Consider the following 20,735-nt stretch of genomic DNA (forward strand, 5'->3'; position numbering starts at 1 on the left):
GCGGGGAGCCCCGAGGGGCGGGACGGGGTCAGGACGGGATCAGGCGGGTGTCACGTTCGAGTGGGAGCGGTACGCGGCCACGTGGGCCTCGCGCTCCTCGTCACTCATCTCGTTCAGCGACACGTTCGGGCTGATGAAGGTGTTGCCGCGGACGTCGTCCAGCGTCCACAGCTTCTTCGGGTCGTCGAGGTCCAGGTGCGGCTGCGGCACGAGGGTCCTGCCGTCGTCGCGTACGTACCCGAGGTCCTTGACGATGTCCGCGAGGTCCTGGCCGTGGTACACGGTCTCCCATTCGCGCTTGCCGGTGAGCCGGCCCATCGAGGGCGTGGCGCGGCCCTCGTACTCCGGGCGGAAGGCCGTGGTGTCGGTCCAGGCGCAGGTCTCGGAGCAGTAGGTGCGCCACTGCCCGTCGACCTTGTCGACCACCATGTCCTCACGGACGAGGCACGGCACCATGCAGGTCCAGCACCGGTGCGGGTACTGGTAGTTGACGTCCTCGAAGGCGATGGGCTTGTTGCCCTTCGGGTGCCGGAGCCGGTTGTACGCCTCCCACCAGCGGCCGTACTCGTTGTACCAGCCCGGGTACTTGGACTCGAACCACTCGAAGTCGTCGTCCGTCATGCCGTCGATCCGCCAGAAGTTGACGGGCCAGCCGGTGGCGAAGAACTGGGCGACCTTGTGCACGTAGCCCTTGTTCCAGATCCGGTCCCATGCCGCCTCGACGAGGTCGTGCGGGATCTTCAGGCCGTACTTCTCCAGCGGGATCAGGTACGACCTGTAGTAGTCGTCGTAGATCCAGCGGCGCCACATCTCCGCGTAGCTGTCGCGGTCCTTGCGGCGGTCCTTGGACCCGTACTCGATGAACGTGCCGATGGCGGCGTCCACCACGCAGTGGTTGTTCCACCACGCGTAGCGCAGGTCGCGCTCCAGCAGCTGCCGGTTGCCCTCGTCGGCGAGCGCCATCAGCAGGATCGAGTAGCCGTTGGAGATGTGCCGCGACTCGTCGGACTGCACCGAGTGGAAGACGGTCGGCAGCAGGTAGTCGCCGTTGGCGGCGGCCTCCGCGGGCATGGCCACGAACAGGGTGTTGGTGAACGCGGTCTCGGCCACCAGCGTCAGATAGACGTTGGCCGCGGTGATCGCGTCGCCGGTGATGAACCCCTCGCCGAACTGGCGGCCGATGGTGCCCGCGTAGCAGTTCGCGAACGCCTTCTCCGAGATGTCGAAGCCGGCCGGGTCGATGTAGTGGTTCATGTAGAGGCGCTTGAGGTTCATCTGGATCGTCGAGTGCCGCACCTCGTCGATCATCTGGACCGCGAGCCCGTTGTGCAGCTGCGGGTTGGGCACCGCGCCGATGGCCATCGGCATCGCGCGGGCCGCGGAGATCTCCGGGAACGGGATGATCGAGAGGAACAGCTTCTGCCACTCCATCCAGCGCTGCTGCACCTGGCGGAACATGTTGCCGCGGATGGCGCCGTCCATCGCGCCGTACACGCGGTTGTCCTTCTCCTCCTCCATCGGGAAGTAGGAGCGCAGCACCTGCTTGAGCGGGTCCTTCTTGGGCGCCTTGTCGAAGCGGTAGTCCGTGGCGAACCGGTTCGCCGGGGTGGCGAAGGTCGGCTCCCAGGACAACTCGGTGATCTTCTTGTGCGCCTTGCTGAGGCTCTGTCGGCTCACGTGCTCTCCTTACGAGTAGCTCGGTGTCCCCCGGTCCACGGACCACCGGCCGCCGCGGCGGCGCACTGCCCGCGACGATCGGCGGCAGCCTCCGGCGACCGGGTCGCGGACCACTGTGCGGCGTACGGAGCCCCCGGCGCGTCTCAAGTTGAGACACCCGGCGGCGCGCACCCTCTGGCGCCGGACGGCGCGCTTCCTTACCGTGCGAGTCATAACGCGGTGGCGGTACGTGATCGAGCGGGCGGGCCGGCCCGGTCGGACGGGACCCGCCACGGCGCAGGGTGAGGTGGTGTGCGGATGGGCCGTGACGGCGTTGTCGCGGACGATGGGCGCGGTGCCGGGGACGAGCGCCGGCGGTCCGGTGCGGAACCGGAGGCGCGCGGGCCCGGGGCGAGGTCCGGGTCCCGCAAGGCACGGGAGCTCTTCCTCGAGGGCGAGCCGGTGCCGGAGCTCGTGGTGCGCGAACCGATCCTCAACTCCTGGCAGCGCTCCCGGCTGTGGGGGGTGGACACGGACCGTATCGAGACCCCCTACGATCCGGACCTCGACCCGCACAGCAAGCTGAGCGCGGCGGCCGCTCCCGTGCTCGACCGGCTCGCCGGGACGCTCGCGGACAGTCCGATCTCGCTGATCCTCACGGACGCGAAGTCGCGCATCAGGCAGCGGCGGGTCGGCAACAGGGAGCTGTCCGGGCACCTGGACGCCATCTCGCTGGCGCCCGGCTTCAGTTACGCCGAGGAGTTCGTCGGCACGAACGGCATCGGCACGGCGATCGAGGACGGCAGGACGGCCTGCGTCTTCGGCTCCGAGCACTTCTCCGAGCGGCTCCAGCGGGTGTCGTGCGCGGCGGCCCCGATACGCAACCCGACGAGCGGGCGGATCATCGGCCTGGTCGACCTGACGAGCTGGCGCGCGACCGCGTCGCCGCTGATGGTGGCGCTGGTGCAGGAGGCCGCCGCGGACATCGAGGGCAGGCTGCTGGACCTCGCGACGCTGCGGGAACGGGCGCTGCTCGACGCGTTCGTGACCGGCCGGCGGGGCCCCGGGCGGCTCCTGGTGGCGGTCGCCGACGACTGCTTCATGGCGGACGCCACCGCCTCCGAGCTGCTCGGCCCCGCCGACCACCGGCTGCTGCGGGAGCGCGCGGCGGGCCTCGCGCGGGGCGGCGCGGCCGACCTCCAGCTCCAGGACGGGCGCAGTGTGCGGGCGCGGGCGCGGCCGGTGCAGGCGCCGGGCATCGGAGGCAACGCCGGGTATGTCGTGGAGATCCAGGTGCTGCCCGCCCACTCCCCCGAGGCGGCGGGTCCTCCGCCGCCGCCTCCGCAGGTCCGGCTGCCGGGCCTCGCGGGCCGCAGCGCGGCCTGGCGGTCGCTGGTGCACCGGATCACGGCGTTCGCCGAGGCGGGCCGGTGGACGCTGGTCGCGGGCGAGCAGGGCGTGGGCAAACTCGCGCTGGTACGTGCGGTGCACCGCCACCAGTTCCCGGGGCGCAGGCTGACCGTGCACGACTGCGCGCGGGCGGGCCGGTCCACGGCGTCCTGGCTGCGTGCCGTCGCGCGGACGCTCGACACCGACGGCACCGAGACGCTGGTCCTGCGCCACTTCGACCTGCTGCCGGCCACGGCGGTCGCGGCGCTCGACGGGCTGCTGCGGGCCGCGGCGGACCGTCCCGGCTGGGTGGTGGCGCTGTCCGCGCCGCGCGACCGGGCCGCGGAGGGCGACGCCCGCCCGGCCCGCAACTTCCCCTCGGAGGTGACGGTCCCGCCCCTGCGGCTGCGCCCGGACGATGTGGCGCCGCTGGTGCCCCTCCTGCTCGCGCGGCACGCGGACGGCAGCGACGTGCAGTGCTCAGGTCCCGCGCTGCGCGCCCTGACCCAGGCCAACTGGCCGGGCAACGTGCGGCAGTTGGAGGGAAGCCTGCGCTACGCGCTGGCGCACCGCTCGGGTCCCTGGATCGAGGAGAGCGACCTGCCGCCCTCGCTGCTCTCCCACGCACAGCACCCGCTCACGGCATGGGAGCAGACGGAGCGCGACATGATCGTGCGGGCGCTGCTCGACCACGGCGGCGACAAGTCCAGGGCGGCGAAGGCGCTGGGCATCTCACGCGCGACGATGTACCGCAAGATCACCGGCTACCAGATCAGTATCGGCGGCGCCGCGGGCGGGCCGTCCGCGGCGGACTGACCCTGCCCCGCCGTGCTCCGGGCCACCCGCGCCGGTCACCCGTCCCCGCGTTCGGCCGCCGCCGCGGCACGCGCGGGGCCGGGGAGCCCGGCGCGCCGGGCCGCCCAGCGGGCCAGCGCGAGCGCGGCCCGCTCCCACAGCAGCAGCCCCGCCCCGGCGAGCGCGACACCGCGGCCCGCGGCGCCCTGCCCCGCGAGGGCCAGTACGAGTCCGGACAGGGCCAGGCCCATCCCGCACCCGGCGAGCAGGCGTATGCGATGCAGATGCGACGTCATGGGCGGAGTGTGCACCCGCCCGGTGCCGGGGGGGGGCTCATTGTGAGACGTCGCACACACCCGGGGCGGTGAGAAGGCCCCGGCCGCTGAGAGGGCCCCGGTCGGCGGGCGCCGGTACAGGAGCGGGCGCCGGTATGGGCCTCGGGCGTCGCCGCCGGTGCGGGAGCGCCCGCCGAAAAGCACGGGTGCGCCGCGCCCGCCCCCCGTATGCTGCGGGCTGCCCGGCACCGAGGCGGCCACCGCGCGGGGAGCTGCGGGTACGCGGCCCGGGCACGGATGAGAGAGGACGCAGCGCGGATGAGCACCCAGCACACGTATCGCGTGATCGTACGCGGCACCTGGCGGGCCCTGACGGACGGGGCGCGGCGGGAGCTGCTCGCCGAGGTGGACGAACACGGCCTGGCGCAGCACCGGTTCACTCCGGAGGGCTCGCTCGTCTATGACAGGGCGCTCCGGCACTTCAGCTACCGCTACGAGATCGTCTCCGACGCCGACGAGGGCGAGGAGATGGCGGCCCTGCTGGCCGAGGAGCGGGCGGCGGACGCTCTCGACGCGCTGGGGTACGGCCACGGCGAGCTGCGTTCCACCGCGACGGACATGGACACGATGAAGATCAACAGGCCGTCGCGCCGCTGACGCGCGGCGGTGGTCCGGTCCCGGGGCCGCGGCCCCGGACCTGCTCACACCAGCGCCGGTACCTCCAGCGTCAGCGTCGCGCTCGCCGCGTCGAGCACGGCGGGCACGCCGAACGGCACGGTCAGCGCCGGAGTGCCGTGCCCGAAGCCCAGCTCCTCCACCACCGGCACGCCGAGCGGGCCGAGGCGGTCGAGGAAGACGTCGCGTACCGCCTCGTACGGGCCGCACCCCTGCCAGGAGCCGAGGCCGATGCCCGCCACCCCGTCCAGCCAGCCGGCGCGCAGCAGTTGGGTGAGAATCCGGTCGAGGCGGTACGGCTCCTCGCCGGTGTCCTCGATCATCAGCAGCCCGCCCGCGGCCGACGGGCGCGCGTGCGGGATGCCGAGGTCGGCGGCGAGCAGGCTGACACAGCCGCCGAGGGTGACACCCGTGGCACGGCCGGGGACCAGGGCGCGGGCCGTGGGTAGGCCGAGCGTCCGCACTGTCTCGGGTTCGAACAGGGTGGCCCTCAGGTGCTCCTGGCTGTCCTTGTCGTCGAGGAAGACGGCGGCCGCCGTCATCTGGCCGTGCAGGGTGGCAAGGCCGAGCCGGGTCGCGAACGCCTCGTGCAGCGCGGTGATGTCGCTGTAGCCGACGAACACCTTGGGCGGTGCGGCCCGCATGGCGTCCCAGTCGAGCAGGTCGACCATGCGCTGCGCGCCGTAACCGCCGCGTGCGCAGATCACGGCGGCGGTCCCCGGGTCGCACCAGGCGGCCAGCAGGTCGCGCGCCCGGTCGGCGTCGTCGCCCGCGAGGTAGGGGAAGCGCGGGTGCCGGGCGAGGACGTGGGGCGCGACGACCGGATCGAGGCCCCAGCCCCGCAGGAGGTCGAGCCCGGCCAGGAGCCGGTCCTCGGGCACCGGGCCGCTGGGCGCGACGATCGCGACCCGGTCGCCCGGCACCAGCCGCCGGGGCCTCGTCAGCGGGGAGACGCGGTACGTCACGGGGCCAGCTCCAGGTGGGGGACGTCGCCGCGCTCGAAGCCGAAGGTCTGCGCGTACAGCGAGAGTTCGGCCTCCAGGCAGCGGACCATGGTGTCCTTCCTGCGGAAGCCGTGGCCCTCGCCCTCGAAGGAGAGGTACGCGTGCGGGACGCCACGCCCCGCGACGGCGGCGAGGAACCGGTCGCACTGCGCGGGCGGGCAGATCACGTCGTCGAGGCCCTGGAGCAGCAGGAACGGCGCCGTGATGTTCTCCACGAGGTGGATCGGGGAGCGGTCCCGGTAGCGCTCGGGCACCTCGGCGTACGGGCCGATCAGCGACTCCAGGTACTGGGACTCGAAGTCGTGCGTCTCGTCGGTGGCCCAGCCGCCGAGGTCCAGGATCGGGTAGCTGATCGCCCCGCAGGCCCACACGTCGCGGGCGCTCTTCGAGGTCAGGGAGGCGGCGGTGGTCCAGCCGCCCGCGCTGCCGCCGCGCACGGCGAGCTTCGTCCGGTCGGCGCTGCCCTCGGCGGCGAGCGCGAGGGCGACGGCGGCGCAGTCCTCCACGTCCACCACGCCCCACTGCTCGCGCAGCCGCTCCCGGTACTGGCGGCCGTAGCCGGTGGAGCCTCCGTAGTTCACCTCGGCGACGCCGATGCCGCGCGTGGTGAAGTAGGCGATCTCCAGGTCGAGTACGAGCGGCGTACGGCTGGTGGGCCCGCCGTGCACCCAGATCACGTACGGCGGCAGTTCACCCTCGGGGCCGGTGAACTCCGGGTGGTGCGGCGGGTGCACGTGCGCGTGGATCTCCCGGCCGCCGGGGCCGGTGAAGACGCGCTCCTCGCCCGCGGAGACATATGCCGGGTCGACGGCGTCGCGGTGCGCGGAGCCGATGACCCGCGCGGTCCCGGTCGCGGTGTCGACCTCCACGATCTCGTGGGAGGTGCGGGCGCTCGCGGCGAGCCCGACGACGGTCGTGCCGTGCGCGGCCAGCGTGGACGCCCACTCGTTCCAGGGGCCCTCGATGTCGGTGAGGGTGCCCGCGGCCGGGTCGAGGACACCGAGCGCGTTGGTGCCGGTGCCGTGGATCGCGGCGATCCGGCCGCCGGGCAGCGGCAGGAACCACTGCATGCCCACGCGCCACAGCGGGCCCGCGAACTCCTCCTGCCGGGCGGGCAGGAGCGCGGTGGAGCGGGCGCGCGCGTCGGCGAGGCCGTCGGCGGCGACGCGCCGCAGCTCCCACCAACCGCCGGGGTCGGAGGCGTAGAGCAGGGCACCGTCCTCGGCCCACGCGATCTGCGAGACGGCCTCGTCCGGGCCGCCGAGCACCGTGGTGGCGCCGGTGAACGGTCCGCCGTCCGCGGGCACTTCGGCGAGCACCACCTCGGTGCCGTCCCACGGCATCCGGGGGTGGTCCCAGGCGATCCACGCGACGCGGCGCCCGTCGGGCGAGCGCTGCGGCCCGGTGACGAAGCGGTGCCGCCCGTCGGAGAGTTCCCGCAGCGCCGCCCTGTCGTCGGCGGCCGAGCCGTCGAGCGGTACGGCGACGATGACGCGCCGCACGTCGGTGGGCGCCTCGCCGGTGAACTCCTCCATGACGCACCAGACCTCGCCGCGCTCCCGCTCGACCCTGAGGTCCGCGAAGCGCAGGCCGCCGCCGACGGACGAGAGCGGGGTGAGCGGTCGGGGCTCGCCGCCGCCGTCCGGCTCGTAGGCGTAGAGCCGCTGGTCGGGGAAGTGGACGAAGACCACGAGGGGGCCGCCGCTCGCGCGGGGGGCTCCGGCCCAGGGCAGGCCGCCGTACTCGATGACGCGGCTGCGCACGTTCCACGGGGCGGGCAGCACCGACTCCTCGGTGCCGTCGGGGCGCCTGCGGACCAGGGCCCGCCTGCCGCCCTCGGCGGGGCGGGGCGCGGTCCACCACACCTCGTCGCCGACGGTGCCGAGGTATTCGGGCCTGCCGTCGTGGGACGCGGCGAGCGCGGCGTCGATCGGGGAGGGCCAGGTGCCGTACTGCGAAGTGGTGGCCATGGTCGGCTCCTTCACGCGGTCTGGAGGTAGTGGTCGAGGACGCGAGCGCCGAAGTGCAGGGCGGAGACGGGCACCCGCTCGTCCACACCGTGGAACAGCGCCTGGTAGTCGAAGTCCTTCGGCAGCTTGAGCGGCGCGTACCCGTAGCCGGTGATGCCGAGGCGGGAGAACTGCTTCGCGTCGGTGCCGCCGGTCATGCAGAACGGGACCGTGCGGCCCTCGGGCGCGAACCGCTCCACGGCGGCGCGCAGCTTCGCGAACGTCGGGGAGTCGACCGGGGCCTGGAGCGCGACCTCGCGGTGGTCGAACTCCCAGTCCACGTCCGGGCCCGTGAGCCGGTCCATGGTGGCGGTGAACTCCTCGTCGCCGCCGGGCACGATCCGGCCGTCGACCCGCGCGGTGGCGTGGCCCGGGATCACGTTGACCTTGTAACCGGCGTCCAGCATGGTCGGGTTGGCGCTGTTGCGTACGGTCGCCTCGACGAGGGAACGGGTGTCGCCGAGCCGGCCGAGGAGCGCCTCGATGTCGAAGTCCGGCTTGTCGAAGCCGGTCTCGACGTCCCTCAGCGCGGCGAGTTCCTCGATCGCGGCACGGACGGTGGGGGTGATCCGCAGCGGCCACTCGTGCTCGCCGATGCGGGTGACGGCGGCAGCCAGGCGGCTGACCGCGTTCTGCCGGTTGACCTTGGAGCCGTGGCCCGCCCTGCCGTGCGCGGTGAGCTTGAGCCAGGCGGTGCCGCGCTCGCCGGCGGCGATCGGGTACAGCTCCATGCCTCCGGCGTGGTACGTGTACGCGCCGGACTCGCTGATGCCCTCGGTGCAGCCGTCGAACAGACCGGGGTGCTGGTCGGCGAGGAAGCCGGAGCCGTCCTCCGCGCTGGCCTCCTCGTCCGCGGTGAAGGCGACGACGATGTCGCGGCGGGGCCGGACGCCGGCGCGGGCCCAGGCCCGTACGACCGACAGGACCATCGCGTCCATGTACTTCATGTCGACGGCGCCGCGCCCCCACACGACACCGTCGCGGACCTCGCCGGAGAACGGGTGCACGGTCCAGTCGGCGGGCTCGGCGGGTACGACGTCGAGGTGGCCGTGGACGAGGAGCGCGTCGGCGGACGGGTCGGTGCCCGCGATCCGCGCGACAACGTTGCCGCGGCCCTTGGTGCGTTCGAGGATGACGGGGTCGAGCCCGGCGGCGGCCAGGCGCTCGGCCGCGTACTCGGCGGCGGGGCGCTCCTGGCAGCCCCCCCCGCCCCGGTTGGTGGTGTCGATGCGGATGAGCTCGGAGGTGAAGGTGGTGACCTCGTCGAGCGCGATGCCGTCGATGGCTCCGGGGACGTGCTGCTCAGCCATACTGCTCCTCCACTGCGGACGAGGCGATCGTGGTGACGGCCTTGAAGGTACGGATGGCCTCGTACATCGTCGGGGACGTGTACGAGACGCGGCGCTCGCCGCTCGGGGCGACACCGGGCACGACGGTCGACGCGTCGGCGAGGTGCGCGGCGTCGAACTCCAGCTCCACGGTGAACGGGCCGCCCGCGACGGGCTCGTACCGGCCGGCCAGCGCGGTGGCCTCCTTGGCGGCGGCCCGGATGTCGGCGGCGGTGCGCGCGGGGGTGCGGCAGACGGCCGCGTAGCGCGAGACGTGGTCCTTGACGGCGACCTTGCGGGCGCCGGGCGCGTAGCCCTCCGCGTCCACGCAGGTCAGGTCATCGCCGGTGACGAGCACGACGGGGACGCCGTACTCGGCGACGACGTGCGCGTTGAGCAGGCCCTCGCTGGCGCGGGTGCCGTTCAGCCAGACGCCGGTGATGGAGTTGGCGAGGTAGGTGTGGGCGAGGACGCCCTCGGTGCCCGCTGCGGTGTGGTAGCCGATGAAGGCGATCGCGTCGATGTCGCCGTGCTGCACGCCCTCGACCATGGAGAGCGGCTTGTGCCGGCCGGTGAGCATCTGGGCCCGCTCGTCCAGCCGCTCCAGCAGGAGGTTGCGCATCGACCAGTGGGCCTCGTTGATGAGGACCTCGTCCGCGCCGCCGTCGTAGAAGCCGAGCACCGCCGCGTTCACGTCGGAGGTGAACAGGGCCCGGCAGCGCTCCCACTGCGGTGTGCCGGGGAGCACGTCGGCCGGCCAGGTGACACCGGTCGCGCCCTCCATGTCGGCACTGATGAGGATCTTCAAGAACCGCCCCGTTCTCCCAGGCCAGTGGGGCCTTGCCCCGCCGGCGTCCATGCTGAACGGGACCAGTAGACCACTCGGGACTCCGGCCGGCCCACACCGGTCCTGTGCGGCGGTGTGGCCGGGTGAGGGCCGCGGAGGGCCCTGCGGCGGGGCGGCGTCGCGGGTCGACGGGGAACGCCCGCCGGTCCGGCGGGAGATGGGACGGAGAGCGCCCGGAGGAGGCCGCGCGGCCGGGTGCGTACGGCCGAACGACAGCCGGTGCCGGCGGCCGACGCCGGACGGGCAGAGCCCGGCCGCAGGGGCGGGGGCCCGGCCGCACCGGAGAGGCCCGGCCGCGTCCGAGCGCCTTCACCGCGCCGGGCCGTGCTGAAGCGCCGCGCGGCGAGACGTGCTGAGAGCCTTCGCCGCGACGGGCCGTACCGAGCGCGCTCAGCGTGCCGGCGCGCTCGGCGTGGCGCTCGGGTGGGCGGTTACGCCTCGACCCAGCCGTGGCCGGTGGCGAGCCTGCCGAGGTGGCTGCGGATCTGGAGGATCTGCTCCGCGGTGATCCCGGGGGCGGCGCTCAGCAGCGCCTCCGTGACCTCGTCGGAGAACTCGCGGGCGGACAGGATGTCGCAGAGCCCGTCGTCCACCAGGATGCGGGGCTCCGAGCGCTGCACGGCGGGGACGGGCGCGGCGTCATTGCCTTCCGCGCCTTCCACCACACTGACGTGGGCCGCCTTGAGGCCCTTGTCCCCGTTCTCCACATCGAACTCGACCCGCACACCCGGCGCGATCAGGGACTTGTCCACCAGGAGGTCGTTCACGTGCAGGAAGACGTCATCACCCCCACCGCTCGGAGCGACGAACCCGTAACCGCGAACCCCGTCGAACCGGATGATCTTGCCCGTTGCCACCATGCACCCCATCACTCACACCGGATCAGCCACCCCTGCGGCGGCACCCCGGACCCGCCGCCACGCGTCACGCTACCGCACCCTCCACCGGGGGTGAAGGCGCGGCGTGGTCCAGGGTCACACCGGCTCGCGCCGCCGCCCGTGGCCGCCGAGGAGGACCCGCGGCGGGGCGTCGAGCGGCGCGCGGAGGAGCCCGCCGCGAGCCGGCCTCCGCGGCGGGGCCGGGACGGGCCCGCACGGACAGCGGGCGGCCCAATCCCCCCGTGTCCAGACACTGTTCGGCCCCCGTACGACGGCGGGCCACTCCGCGTGAACGCCGCCTCCGAGACGTCCGCCCGGTGTTGCGCGGGGCGCGACGCGGGGCGGAGACTGCCCCATGACCTTGAGCCGTCGCTCCCTCATACGTTCCGCCGCCGTCGCCTCCACCGCCCTCGTGACCGGCGCAGCCATGGCGCCCGCGCGCGCGTCGACCGTCCCGCGCGCCGCCGGCACCACCGGCAGCGCGATTCCCGCCGACTGGATGGGCGCCCTGCCCGACAGCCTCTCCCTGCTGCGGATGACGATCCCCGGTACCCACGACTCCTGCTGCACCGACCCCGCCAACGGCACCGAGTGGTCGCACACCCAGAACTGGGGCATCGCCGAGCAGCTCCAGCGCGGCGTCAGGTTCCTGGACATCCGGGCCAACGGCCTCCAGGACCATCTCGGCGACTCGTTCGGGATCTACCACTCCGGGTACTACCAGGGCATCACCTTCGACGGCGTGCTCTCGCAGTGCCGGGACTTCCTGGAGCAGCACCCGCACGAGACGATCGTGATGCGGCTGAAGAAGGAGAACGGCACCAACAACGACGTCGGCGCCAACTTCGAAAACGTCCTGAACGTGTATCTCGACACCAAGGGCTGGCGCCCCTGGTTCCTCCTCGCCGACCAGGTGCCGTCGCTCGGCCAGGCGCGCGGCCGCATCGTCCTGATCGCACAGTTCGACAACGACCTGCCGGTCCTCCAATGGCCGGGCGGGGACAACGACTTCCTGTCCAACCAGTGGTTCTCGCTCCAGGACATCTACCAGGGCCTGTCCTCGCCGTCCCAGAAGACGTCGAAGGTCACCCAGCAGTTCGACAACGCCGCCCGGGACCAGGACTCGGCGCTGATGTACATCAACTTCACCAGCTACGCGGGCGGCGGCTGGCCCAAGGTCAACGCCGACTCGATCATGCCAGGGGTGCAGAGCTATCTGGCGGGCCGGCTGTCGGACCGTACGCATCTCGGCGTCGTGCCCATGGACTTCCCGGACTTCCACTCGGACACGCTGGCCACACTCATCGACTGGAACTGGCACTGACACCGCCGAGCCGCGGGCCCGCGGGTACTCCCCGCTCCGCCCCGCCCGGCGCCGGGGGCGTCGCTCAGCGGCCGGACTCCGTGCGGCGGCGCACGGCGACGGCGACGGCCGCCGCCACCACGAGCACACCGCCGAGGGCGACGGCGGCCCACGGTGTGCCGCTCCCGCCGCCCGGCGACGCCACGCGCAGCGCCGCGTTCTGCTTCGCCAGCCCTGTGATGTCGGCCGTGACCGGCGCGACCGCGCGGATCGGGCCGACGGAGCGTACGGACCCGTCGCTGTTCAGCAGCGTCTCCCGGTTGCTGGGATGCCGGAAGTCGAACATGTTCGCGAGGCTGCCGGCGCGGCGGTCGAAGGAGTGGTCGCCGATGTCGCGCGTGCCCCAGTTCTCCTCGATGAACCGGGTGATGGACGCCTGCTCCGTTTTGGTGTGGTCGATGTGATTGACCTTGCTGTAGGGCGAGATGACGAGCAGCGGCTGCCGAGCGCCCGGCCCGCACCGGTCGGCGTAGCCGCCCGCGGCGGCCGGCCCCGACTGGCACATCGGGCTGTCCGTCGCCTGGCCGGCGGAGGTGGGCGTGGAGTCGGTGGAGCCGTTCAGCACGGGCGAGGCGACGTGGTCGTACCAGCCGTCCGAGTCGTCGTACGCGACGACGACCGCCGTGTCCTTCCACTGCGGCGACTGCTGGATCTTGTTGATCTGGCCGACGAGGAAGTGCTGTTCGTCGACCGGGTCGGAGTATCCGGCGTGGCCGTCCTGGTAGGAGGGCGCCTTCAGGAAGCTCACGGCGGGCAGCCGCCCGGCCCGCAGGGCCGCGTCGAAGTCGGTCAGGTCGTAGTTGTGGTTCGCGCGTCCGCCGTGTCCGATCTCAGCGACGGAACGCGGCGCGAGGTGGTGGGGGTTGGCGGTGGTGGCGTAGTACTGGAAGGGGTCGTGGTGCGGGCTGTAGTCGACCGAGGACGCGCCGCCGACGTTGGCGTGGGCGGTGCCGCCGCACTTGGCGTGGTCGGCGCTGTCGCCGTCCCAGGGGGTCGAGGGCCGGAACCCGCCCTGGAACCAGCCCCAGCTGACGCCCTTCTCGTTCAGCCGGTCGCCGATGTTCTTGCCGGTCAGCATCGCCAGTGAACTCTTGCTGGTGTGGTCGCTGTTCGAGCAGTCGTCGAAGGCCGGGTCCGGGTCGGTGATCAGGGTGCCGACGCCGTCGGCGTCCGGCGAGGCGACCGCGGCGGGGTCCGGCTTCGCGGTGCGCTTCGGATGCTCGGTCGACGAGGAGGGGTCGGTGGAGACGACTCCGTGGGTCTGTCCCGAGACCAGTTCGATCGCGCCGGGCGTGGAGGGGCCGTACGCGGACCCGAACGAGTTGTCGTTCAGGGAGTAGTGCTGTGCGTAGTTCCACAGGCCGGTGACGGTGTTGCCGTCGTAGTAGTCCATGACGAGCCCGGGCTCGTAGTACAGGTTGCCCGAGCACCTGCCCGAGTCGGTGTTCTGGACGAACAGGTCGGCCTTGCCGCGGTTGTAGGCGTACTGCTCGCGGTCGTAGTCGTGCCGCTGGTCGCAGGTGACGGCCTGGCCGGGGCCGAGGCGCTTCGGCTGGTACTGGTTGGGGTTGCCGGTGAGCAGCCCCGCGGTGCGCAGGTTGTCGATCCCCTTCGGGGTGCCGGGCGCCGGGGTGAAGGGGGTGCCGTCGGTGTTGGCGGCCTGCGGATACGTCGCGAAGTAGTGGTCGAACGAGATGTTCTCGTCGAACAGGACGACCAGATGCTTCACGGGCGTGGCCGTCCTTCCGCCCGGGCCCGTCTCCGCCGCGTGCGCGGTCCCACCGGTCGCCAGCGCGGCGAGCGCCGCGGCTCCGAGCCAGGCGCCCCATGTCCGGGTGCGCGCGATCCTGCCTGTCCGGCCCATTCCGATGGCCCTCCGATCCTCGGTGACGCGAAGACGATGTGCGGGTGAACGCGGAGAGTCTGCCGAAGGGACGGCCCGGTGGCCAGACGCCGTACCGCAGTCGGTCCGCGTTGCCCCGTTCCGTCCCGCCATCCGGACCCTGACGTGAGGACGGGCGGCGCGGCCCGGCACCGTCCAGGCGCTCCGCCCGGGCCTTCCACACGCCACTATTGACATGTCCAGGTACGGTGAACGGGTTGGGAAAGACGCTGTCGTCCCCCGCTGGAGCGTTCCCGTGCCGATCTCGCGCCGCACTCTCCTGTCGTCGCTCCCGGCCGGAGCCCTGGCGATGGCCGCCGCGGCGCCGCGGGCCGCCGCCCTCGCCCCCGGCGCCGCCACCGCGGGCGATCCCGCCGTCCTCGCGGCGAACACCGTCGCACTGCTCGCCGGTACCGCCGCGAGTTCCGCGCGACCCGAGGCCGCCGCCCGGCTCGCCGCCATCGAGTCCACCGCCCGCGCCCGGCTCGCCGCGCTGGACGCCGCCGGGGACGGGGAGCTGTTCCAGGGGCTGCCGCTCGGCACGAGCGACAGCAACCTGTCGGCGTCGTACCAGTACCTGTACGACATCGCTCTCGCGACGCGGGTGCCGGGGCCCGCGGGAACCACCCTGCGCGGCGACACCGGCGTCCAGGACCGGGTGATCGACGTCCTCACCCATCTCCGCGACGCCTACTACGGCGACCAGGCGCACGGCTACTACGGCAACTGGTACACCTGGGAGATCGGCATCTCCACATCGGTGAGCCGGGTGCTGGTGCTCCTCGCCGACCGGCTCGCCGCCCGGAGCCCCGGCCTGAGCGCCGCGTACGTGGCCTCCATGGACGGCTATCTGCGCAACGGCAAGGACGGCGACGTCGATCTCGACTCGCGGTTCCACACCGGCGCGAACCTCGCGGACATCACCACCAACCGCATCCTCCAGGGCTCCGTGCTCGCCGACTCGGCGCGCGTCGCCAAGGCCGTCGCCGACCAGCTCACCGTGCTCGCGACGATCGACCCGTACCACCTCGACCACCGGGTGACGGACGGGTTCTACGCGGACGGCTCGTTCCTCCAGCACGCGTCGGTGGCCTACACCGGCTCGTACGGCAGGGACCTGCTGGGCCGGGTCGCGGACACCGTGGCCGTCCTGGACGGCGCCGGGTATGCCGACACCGGCCCCGTGGTGGCGGTCGCGGTGGACTGGATCACCCGCTCGTTCGCCCCGGTGATCTTCGAGGGCTGGATGATGGAGATCGTGAAGGGCCGCGGTGTGTCGCGTACGGCCTCCGGGTACGCCGACGCGGCGGCGGTCGTGGAGGCCGTCGTGGGTCTGAGCGGCTACGCGAAGGGCGCCGACGCCGACGCGCTCGGCTCGTACGCGCGGTTCCTGCACGAGGCGTCGCCCGCGGCGCCCGCCCCCGGCGCCTTCGTCTCCCCCGTGCGCGCGGTGCGCTACGCCGACCTGCTCGCGGACCCGTCGCTCCCGGCGCGGGACCTGGCCGCGGCCCCGTCCCACCACGCGCTGTCCGCGATGGACCGGACCGTACACCGGCGGCCGGGCTGGGCCTTCGCCCTGGCCCGCAGCTCCACCCGGGTCAGCGCGTACGAGTACATGAGCGGCGAGAATCTCCGCCCCTGGTTCCAGGGGGCCGGTGCGCACCAGCTGTACCTCTCCGGGCAGGACCAGTCGCGGCACTTCGGCGTGGACCACCTCGCCACCGTCTCCCCCTACCGCCTCGCGGGCGTCACGGCCCCCGTCCAGACCCGGCGGACGGTGCCGGAGCTGTACGGGACGCAGTGGTACGACAATCCCGCCGCCGGCTTCACCGCGTCGTCCGACTCCCAGAACACGTACGTGTACTTCCCCCGGTCCACCAACTCCTTCTCCGGCGGGGCGAGTCTGGACGGCTACGGGGCCGTCGGCCTGGTGCACGGCCAGGGCGCGGCGTACGCGGCCGGGCGGGCCGGGAAGCTCCCGGAGGGCTTCGTCACCTACCGGGACGCGGCGGCGGTCACCTCGTGGTTCATGCTGGACGACGACGTCGTGGTGCTCGTCGCGGGCGCGGGCGATCCGGCGGGGCGCGCGGTGACCACCACGCTCGACACCCGTGTCTGCGACCCCGGGGACGCACCGGATGTCACGGGCCTGCGCCGGGACGGGCGCCCCTGGGCCCCCGGCGACGCGGTCGCCCCGCTCGCCTGGCTGCGGTACTCCGAAGGAGCGGACGGCCCGGCGGTCGGCTACGCCTTCCTCGACGGCCCCGCCCCCGTCGTCCGCCTGGAGACCGTCACCGGCAGCAGGCGGCTGGTGCGCTCGGCCAACCCGGACACCCCTGTCACCAAAAGGGTGTTCTCCGTGGCGTACGAGCAACAGCCGGGCGCGGCGCCGATGTCGGCGGCCCATGTGATCGTCCCGCTCGCCTCTGCGGCGCAGTTGGCCGCGTACGGTGGGCCGTCCACCGCGTACGGCACGCCCGGCTCGCCGCCGCCCGGCGGCCCGCGCGCGGCCGCCCCGCTGCGGGTGCTCGCCAACACCCCCCGCGTACAGGCTCTCGGCCACCGGGGGCTCGGCCTGACGGCGGTCAACGCCTTCACCCCGGGGCCGCACCGGCTCCCCGGCCTGACCGTGGAGGGCCCGGCCTCGGTGATCGTGCGGCACCCGGAGCCCGGCACCGTCTCCGTCGCGCTCGCCGACCCGACCACCCTGCACGACCGTACGGCCGTGACCCTGCACGGAGCCGCGCTGTCCGTGCTCGACGCCGACGCGGGGGTGTGCGTGCGCCGCGTGCCGGGCGGGACGCGGGTCGTGGCCGAGACCCGCCAGGTCTACGGCCGCAGCCTCACCGTGACGCTGCGTGGGGACCGGGAGCGGTCCGCGCGGCCTGCCGGGGCACATATCTGACCGGCGTGACCGGAACCTGTCGGCAGGGGCTGAACTCCAGGACGGGGTAGCCCAGTTCGAGAACCCGTTCGGTGATGCGCGCGGCTTCGGCACGGCCCATGGCCGGGAGGATGTACGGCAGTCGCGCGGCGAGGCTGGAGGCCTCGGGGAACCGGGCGGAGCGGGCGAAGCCCGGCATGATCCGCGTACGGCACGACGACGGCAGCGAGCCGCCGCGGCTCAGGCGGCGGGCGTCGGCGGCGAGCACGAGGTGCCCGTCCCCGGCCGCGTGGCGGCTCCCGGTGGCGGCGCCGGGTCCAGCGGCCTCCTTGAGGGGGTAGGCCCACCAGAGCACATCGGTCCTGGCACCGGCAGCCGCCGAGAGGGTCGCACGGCCGGCCGCCGGGTACACGGGGGCCTCCCCCTCGTCCGGCCCTTCGCCGCCGTGGGCCAGGCCGGTCTCGTCCGTGGCGAGCCCGCCCGCGACCGGCATCAGGTCCGCGGCCTGGCGGCCCGCCGCCTCCTGGGCCGTGGGGCCGAAAAGCCTCCGGGCACCCGTCGACCAGTGCGAGACCAGGCCGCCGCGGTCCACGACGGCGACCGCGAGCGGGACCCGGCCGGCCGCCGCGACCCGCCGCGACAGACCTGGCGGAAAACCACTGTCCATGGGGGAGGTCTCCTTCCGTGCCGCCAGGAGATCCGCGGCCCTGGACACCACGGTACGGCGCGGACAGGGCGCTGAGGGGGCGATTCGCCAAGAGATGCCCCTTCACAGGTCCCCGATTTACTGACTGAAAATCAGTCAGTGGACAGCGGCCGTCCGGAAGGCCGCCCGCGCCGCCCGGGATCAGTCCTCGTGCCCCAGCTGGAGGTCCCGCTCCGTGCGTCCGCCGCCCGCGACCTGGAGAACCGTGGCGACCGGCGGGTAGCCGGCCGCGATCACCGTGTACTCGCCCGACGAGAGGTCCACGAAGCGGAAGGTGCCGTCGGGGCCCGTGGTGAGCGTATCCACGACATTGCCCGCCGCGTCCAGCAGCGTGACGCGCGCGTCCTCGACGGGGCGTCCGCCCGACGCCCGTACCGTGCCGCGCAGGACGGCGCCGCCCGCGAGCTCGATGTCCTGCCGGGTCTCGCGCGACGACTGCACGCTCACCGGAAGGGCCGCGGGCCGGAAGGCGGGCGCGCTGGCGGCCAGCGTGTACTCACCGGCGACGAGTTCGCCGATCACATACAGGCCCTCGCGTCCGCTGCGGGTGGACGCGACGACCTCGCCGCGTACGTCGGTGAGGGTGACGGCGGCGTCCCGTACGGGCGTTCCGTCGGCGGTGACCACGGTGCCCGCCAGGCGGCCCGCCCCACCGAGCACCACGTCGAGGTCGACGGCGCGCTCCCCGACGGTCACGGTGACGGCCTGCGGCTGGTGGCCGCCGGCCGCGGCGATCATCACGTACGAGCCGGCGCCCGGCACGGTGAGGGCGTAGCGCCCGTCCTCGCTGCTCGCGCCGCGCCCGATCTGCGCTCCGTGCACGTCGATGAGGGTGAGCGCGGCGCGCGGCACCACGGAGCCGTCGTAGTGCTGGACGGTTCCGCAGACGGCGACGCCCGCGCTGTACCCGGCGGACGCGCCCTGCGGCGCGGCGGAGTACGCGCCGGCGGCGGCGTACCGGGCGCTGTCGTACCCCGTGGTGTCGTGTCCGGGCGCGGCGGCCCGGGCGGCGGGGAGGTCGGTGGTCTCGGCGGCGGGGGCGTTGTGGGACACCAGCGGTTTCTCCTTGAGGAAGAAGGCGATCAACAGGCCGAGGACGAGCACCGGCACGAGGTAGAGGAAGATCCGGGGCATGGCGGACGCGTACGCGTCGACATAGGCCTCGCGCAGCGCGTGGGGCAGGGCGCGGACCACACCCGGGGTGATGGACTCGGCGTTCGGCAGCGCGCCGCCCGCGGGGAGCCGGTCGGCGAGCGCGTCGGTGAGGCGGCCCGCGAACAGGGTGCCGAAGACGGCCGCGCCGACGCTGCCGCCGATCTGGCGGAAGTAGTTGTTGGCGCTGGTGGCGGTGCCGAGGTCGGCGGGGCGTACGGAGTTCTGCACGACGAGCACGAGCACCGGCATCACGAGGCCGATGCCGATGCCGAGGACGCCCTGCGCCACGCCGGTGGCCAGGTCGGACGTGTGGACGCCGAGCCGGGAGAGCAGGTACACGCCGACGGCGGAGAGCGCGGAGCCGAGGATCGGGTAGAGCTTGTAGCGGCCGGTGCGGCTGATGAGCTGGCCGGAGACGATGGAGGCGAGGACGACGCCGCCCATCATCGGGAGCATCATCAGGCCGGACGCGGTGGCGCTGACGCCGTCGACCATCTGGAGGAAGGTCGGCAGGTAACTGGCCGCGCCGAACAGGGCGATGCCGATGACCGCGCCCATCAGGCCGGAGACGGTGAAGACGGCGTCGCGGAACAGCCGCAGCGGGATGATGGGTTCGACGGCGTGGTGCTCGACGACCAGGAACAGCAGGGCCGTTCCGACCGCTCCGGCGCCCAGGCCGAGGATCACCCGCGAGCCCCACGCGTACTCGGTGCCGCCCCAACTGGTCAGCAGGACCAGGCAGGTGGAGGCGGCGGTCAGCAGCAGCGCGCCGAGCAGGTCGAGCCGCCCCCTGGCCCGGCGCCCCGGCAGCTTGAGGACGAGCGTGACGACGGCGAGGGTGACGAGCCCGAACGGCACGTTGAAGTAGAAGCACCAGCGCCAGGTGGCGTGGTCGGTGAAGAAGCCGCCGAGCAACGGGCCCGCCACGGAGGCCAGTCCGAACGCGGCGCCGATGAGGCCCATGTACTTGCCGCGCTGCCGTGGCGGCACGATGTCGCCGATGATCGCCTGCACGCCGATCATCAGGCCGCCGGCGCCGACCCCCTGGAGGGCGCGGAAGGCGATGAGCTGGTCCATGGACCGGGACCAGCCGCACAGGGCGGAGCCGATCACGAAGACGACGATCGCGAACTGGAAGACGCCCTTGCGGCCGAAGAGGTCGCCGAGCTTGCCGTAGATGGGCAGGCCGACCGTGGAGGTCAGCAGGTAGGCGGTGATCGCCCAGGACATCCGGTCGAGGCCGTGCAGGTCGCCGACGATCTTCGGCAGCGCGGTGGCCACGATCATCTGGTCGAGCGCGGCGAGCAGCAGCGCCAGCATCAGCCCGGTGAACACGAGCCGGACCCCGCGCGCTTCGCCGGCTCCGCCGTCGGGGGCGGCCGAAGGCCCGCGTCCGGCCGAAGCCTCGCGTCCGGCCGAAGGCCCCGGTCCTGGCGGGGCCTCGGGCGATGGCGAATCCGGCGCAGGAGAGAGTCCCCCGCCGTATCCGGCGTCGCCCGCCGTCTCCTTCACCAGCGTGGTCGTACCGCCCACGTACTGCTCCCCTCGTCACACCCTGCGCGGCGTCATTCCTCGCATTACACGCCAAGCGGGAGCAAGCGGAGGGAGGGGTCGTACCGGGGCGGACGAGGGGGGCGTACGGCACATCCGGTCGTGCGCCGGGGTGCTCATCAGGGGCTTTCTTGCGGGCGCGCGCCGTGTTCGCACACGGCCACGCTCCGAGAAAACCACCCGTATCGGTGACTCGGGCGACTAACGCGCTGACCTGGCGCCGGCACCCGCGGGCGGGGGGGGGGCCCCCCCCCCGGGCCCCCCCCCCCCCGGGGGGGGCCCGGGGGGGGGGGGGGCCCGGGGGGGGGGCCGCGGCGCCGCCGGCCAGGGGCGGGCCC

General features: G+C 73.5%; 14 protein-coding genes. 4 read left to right on the top strand and 10 right to left on the bottom strand.

Annotation, left to right across the window (positions count from 1 at the left end):
• Positions 1–39: 39 nt before the first annotated feature.
• The gene (locus tag LCE31_RS14485) at positions 40–1,677 is read right to left on the bottom strand and encodes a methane monooxygenase (RefSeq protein ID WP_225014657.1); all 1,638 of its coding nucleotides are present in this window, start codon (positions 1,675–1,677) and stop codon (positions 40–42) included.
• A 297-nt stretch (positions 1,678–1,974) separates the two neighbouring features.
• Between LCE31_RS14485 and LCE31_RS14490 the strand changes: the two genes are divergently transcribed.
• A complete protein-coding gene (locus LCE31_RS14490; RefSeq protein WP_225014658.1) occupies positions 1,975–3,861 on the top strand; it encodes a sigma-54-dependent Fis family transcriptional regulator in 1,887 nt (628 codons plus the stop codon).
• 35 nt (positions 3,862–3,896) lie between these two features.
• Here the strand turns inward: LCE31_RS14490 and LCE31_RS14495 are convergent, their stop codons facing one another.
• Positions 3,897–4,136 carry a hypothetical protein gene (locus LCE31_RS14495; protein ID WP_225014659.1) on the bottom strand — a complete coding sequence of 80 codons (240 nt, stop codon included), beginning with the start codon at positions 4,134–4,136 and terminating at the stop codon, positions 3,897–3,899.
• 297 nt (positions 4,137–4,433) lie between these two features.
• Between LCE31_RS14495 and LCE31_RS14500 the strand changes: the two genes are divergently transcribed.
• Positions 4,434–4,772 carry a DUF6204 family protein gene (locus LCE31_RS14500; protein ID WP_225014660.1) on the top strand — a complete coding sequence of 113 codons (339 nt, stop codon included), beginning with the start codon at positions 4,434–4,436 and terminating at the stop codon, positions 4,770–4,772.
• A gap of 44 nt (positions 4,773–4,816) precedes the next feature.
• Here the strand turns inward: LCE31_RS14500 and LCE31_RS14505 are convergent, their stop codons facing one another.
• From LCE31_RS14505 to LCE31_RS14525, 5 genes are all read right to left on the bottom strand, one after another.
• Positions 4,817–5,755 (bottom strand): S66 peptidase family protein, encoded by a 939-nt coding sequence (locus LCE31_RS14505; RefSeq protein WP_225014661.1) that lies wholly within the window; start codon positions 5,753–5,755, stop codon positions 4,817–4,819.
• Positions 5,752–7,764, bottom strand: coding sequence for a S9 family peptidase (locus LCE31_RS14510; RefSeq protein ID WP_225014662.1), 2,013 nt, complete (start codon positions 7,762–7,764; stop codon positions 5,752–5,754). The genes LCE31_RS14505 and LCE31_RS14510 overlap by 4 nt, the downstream gene beginning before the upstream one ends.
• Before the next feature lie 11 nt (positions 7,765–7,775).
• Positions 7,776–9,113, bottom strand: coding sequence for a M20/M25/M40 family metallo-hydrolase (locus LCE31_RS14515; RefSeq protein WP_225014663.1), 1,338 nt, complete (start codon positions 9,111–9,113; stop codon positions 7,776–7,778).
• Positions 9,106–9,939, bottom strand: coding sequence for a M55 family metallopeptidase (locus LCE31_RS14520; RefSeq protein WP_225014664.1), 834 nt, complete (start codon positions 9,937–9,939; stop codon positions 9,106–9,108). The genes LCE31_RS14515 and LCE31_RS14520 overlap by 8 nt, the downstream gene beginning before the upstream one ends.
• Before the next feature lie 470 nt (positions 9,940–10,409).
• Complete coding sequence (locus LCE31_RS14525; RefSeq protein ID WP_263631846.1) at positions 10,410–10,838, bottom strand: cold-shock protein; 429 nt, start codon at positions 10,836–10,838, stop codon at positions 10,410–10,412.
• 373 nt (positions 10,839–11,211) lie between these two features.
• On the opposite strand from LCE31_RS14525, the gene LCE31_RS14530 reads away from it, so the two are divergent.
• Positions 11,212–12,180 carry a phosphatidylinositol-specific phospholipase C gene (locus tag LCE31_RS14530; protein WP_225014665.1) on the top strand — a complete coding sequence of 323 codons (969 nt, stop codon included), beginning with the start codon at positions 11,212–11,214 and terminating at the stop codon, positions 12,178–12,180.
• 64 nt (positions 12,181–12,244) lie between these two features.
• Here LCE31_RS14530 and LCE31_RS14535 read toward each other — a convergent pair whose 3' ends face one another.
• A complete protein-coding gene (locus tag LCE31_RS14535; protein ID WP_225014666.1) occupies positions 12,245–14,083 on the bottom strand; it encodes a phospholipase C in 1,839 nt (612 codons plus the stop codon).
• A 274-nt stretch (positions 14,084–14,357) separates the two neighbouring features.
• Between LCE31_RS14535 and LCE31_RS14540 the strand changes: the two genes are divergently transcribed.
• Entirely contained in the window at positions 14,358–17,006 is a 2,649-nt protein-coding gene (locus tag LCE31_RS14540) for a polysaccharide lyase family 8 super-sandwich domain-containing protein (protein WP_225014667.1), read from the top strand.
• Here LCE31_RS14540 and LCE31_RS14545 read toward each other — a convergent pair.
• The gene (locus LCE31_RS14545) at positions 16,945–17,652 is read right to left on the bottom strand and encodes a hypothetical protein (RefSeq protein WP_225014668.1); all 708 of its coding nucleotides are present in this window, start codon (positions 17,650–17,652) and stop codon (positions 16,945–16,947) included. The genes LCE31_RS14540 and LCE31_RS14545 overlap by 62 nt on opposite strands.
• Positions 17,653–17,832: 180 nt before the next feature.
• A complete protein-coding gene (locus LCE31_RS14550; protein WP_225014670.1) occupies positions 17,833–20,166 on the bottom strand; it encodes an MFS transporter in 2,334 nt (777 codons plus the stop codon).
• Positions 20,167–20,735: the final 569 nt, after the last annotated feature.

This window comes from Streptomyces sp. 8L, from assembly GCF_020176795.1.
In the GTDB taxonomy this organism is placed as follows: Bacteria; Actinomycetota; Actinomycetes; order Streptomycetales; family Streptomycetaceae; genus Streptomyces.

What these genes read in the sequence shown, in the direction of transcription:
- LCE31_RS14490 (WP_225014658.1), top strand. Translation starts at nt 1,975, where the DNA reads ATGGGCCGTGACGGCGTTGTCGCGGACGATGGGCGCGGTGCCGGGGAC.
- LCE31_RS14495 (WP_225014659.1), bottom strand. Translation starts at nt 4,136, where the DNA reads ATGACGTCGCATCTGCATCGCATACGCCTGCTCGCCGGGTGCGGGATG.
- LCE31_RS14500 (WP_225014660.1), top strand. Translation starts at nt 4,434, where the DNA reads ATGAGCACCCAGCACACGTATCGCGTGATCGTACGCGGCACCTGGCGG.
- LCE31_RS14510 (WP_225014662.1), bottom strand. Translation starts at nt 7,764, where the DNA reads ATGGCCACCACTTCGCAGTACGGCACCTGGCCCTCCCCGATCGACGCC.
- LCE31_RS14515 (WP_225014663.1), bottom strand. Translation starts at nt 9,113, where the DNA reads ATGGCTGAGCAGCACGTCCCCGGAGCCATCGACGGCATCGCGCTCGAC.
- LCE31_RS14525 (WP_263631846.1), bottom strand. Translation starts at nt 10,838, where the DNA reads ATGGTGGCAACGGGCAAGATCATCCGGTTCGACGGGGTTCGCGGTTAC.
- LCE31_RS14530 (WP_225014665.1), top strand. Translation starts at nt 11,212, where the DNA reads ATGACCTTGAGCCGTCGCTCCCTCATACGTTCCGCCGCCGTCGCCTCC.
- LCE31_RS14535 (WP_225014666.1), bottom strand. Translation starts at nt 14,083, where the DNA reads ATGGGCCGGACAGGCAGGATCGCGCGCACCCGGACATGGGGCGCCTGG.
- LCE31_RS14545 (WP_225014668.1), bottom strand. Translation starts at nt 17,652, where the DNA reads ATGGACAGTGGTTTTCCGCCAGGTCTGTCGCGGCGGGTCGCGGCGGCC.
- LCE31_RS14550 (WP_225014670.1), bottom strand. Translation starts at nt 20,166, where the DNA reads ATGCTGGCGCTGCTGCTCGCCGCGCTCGACCAGATGATCGTGGCCACC.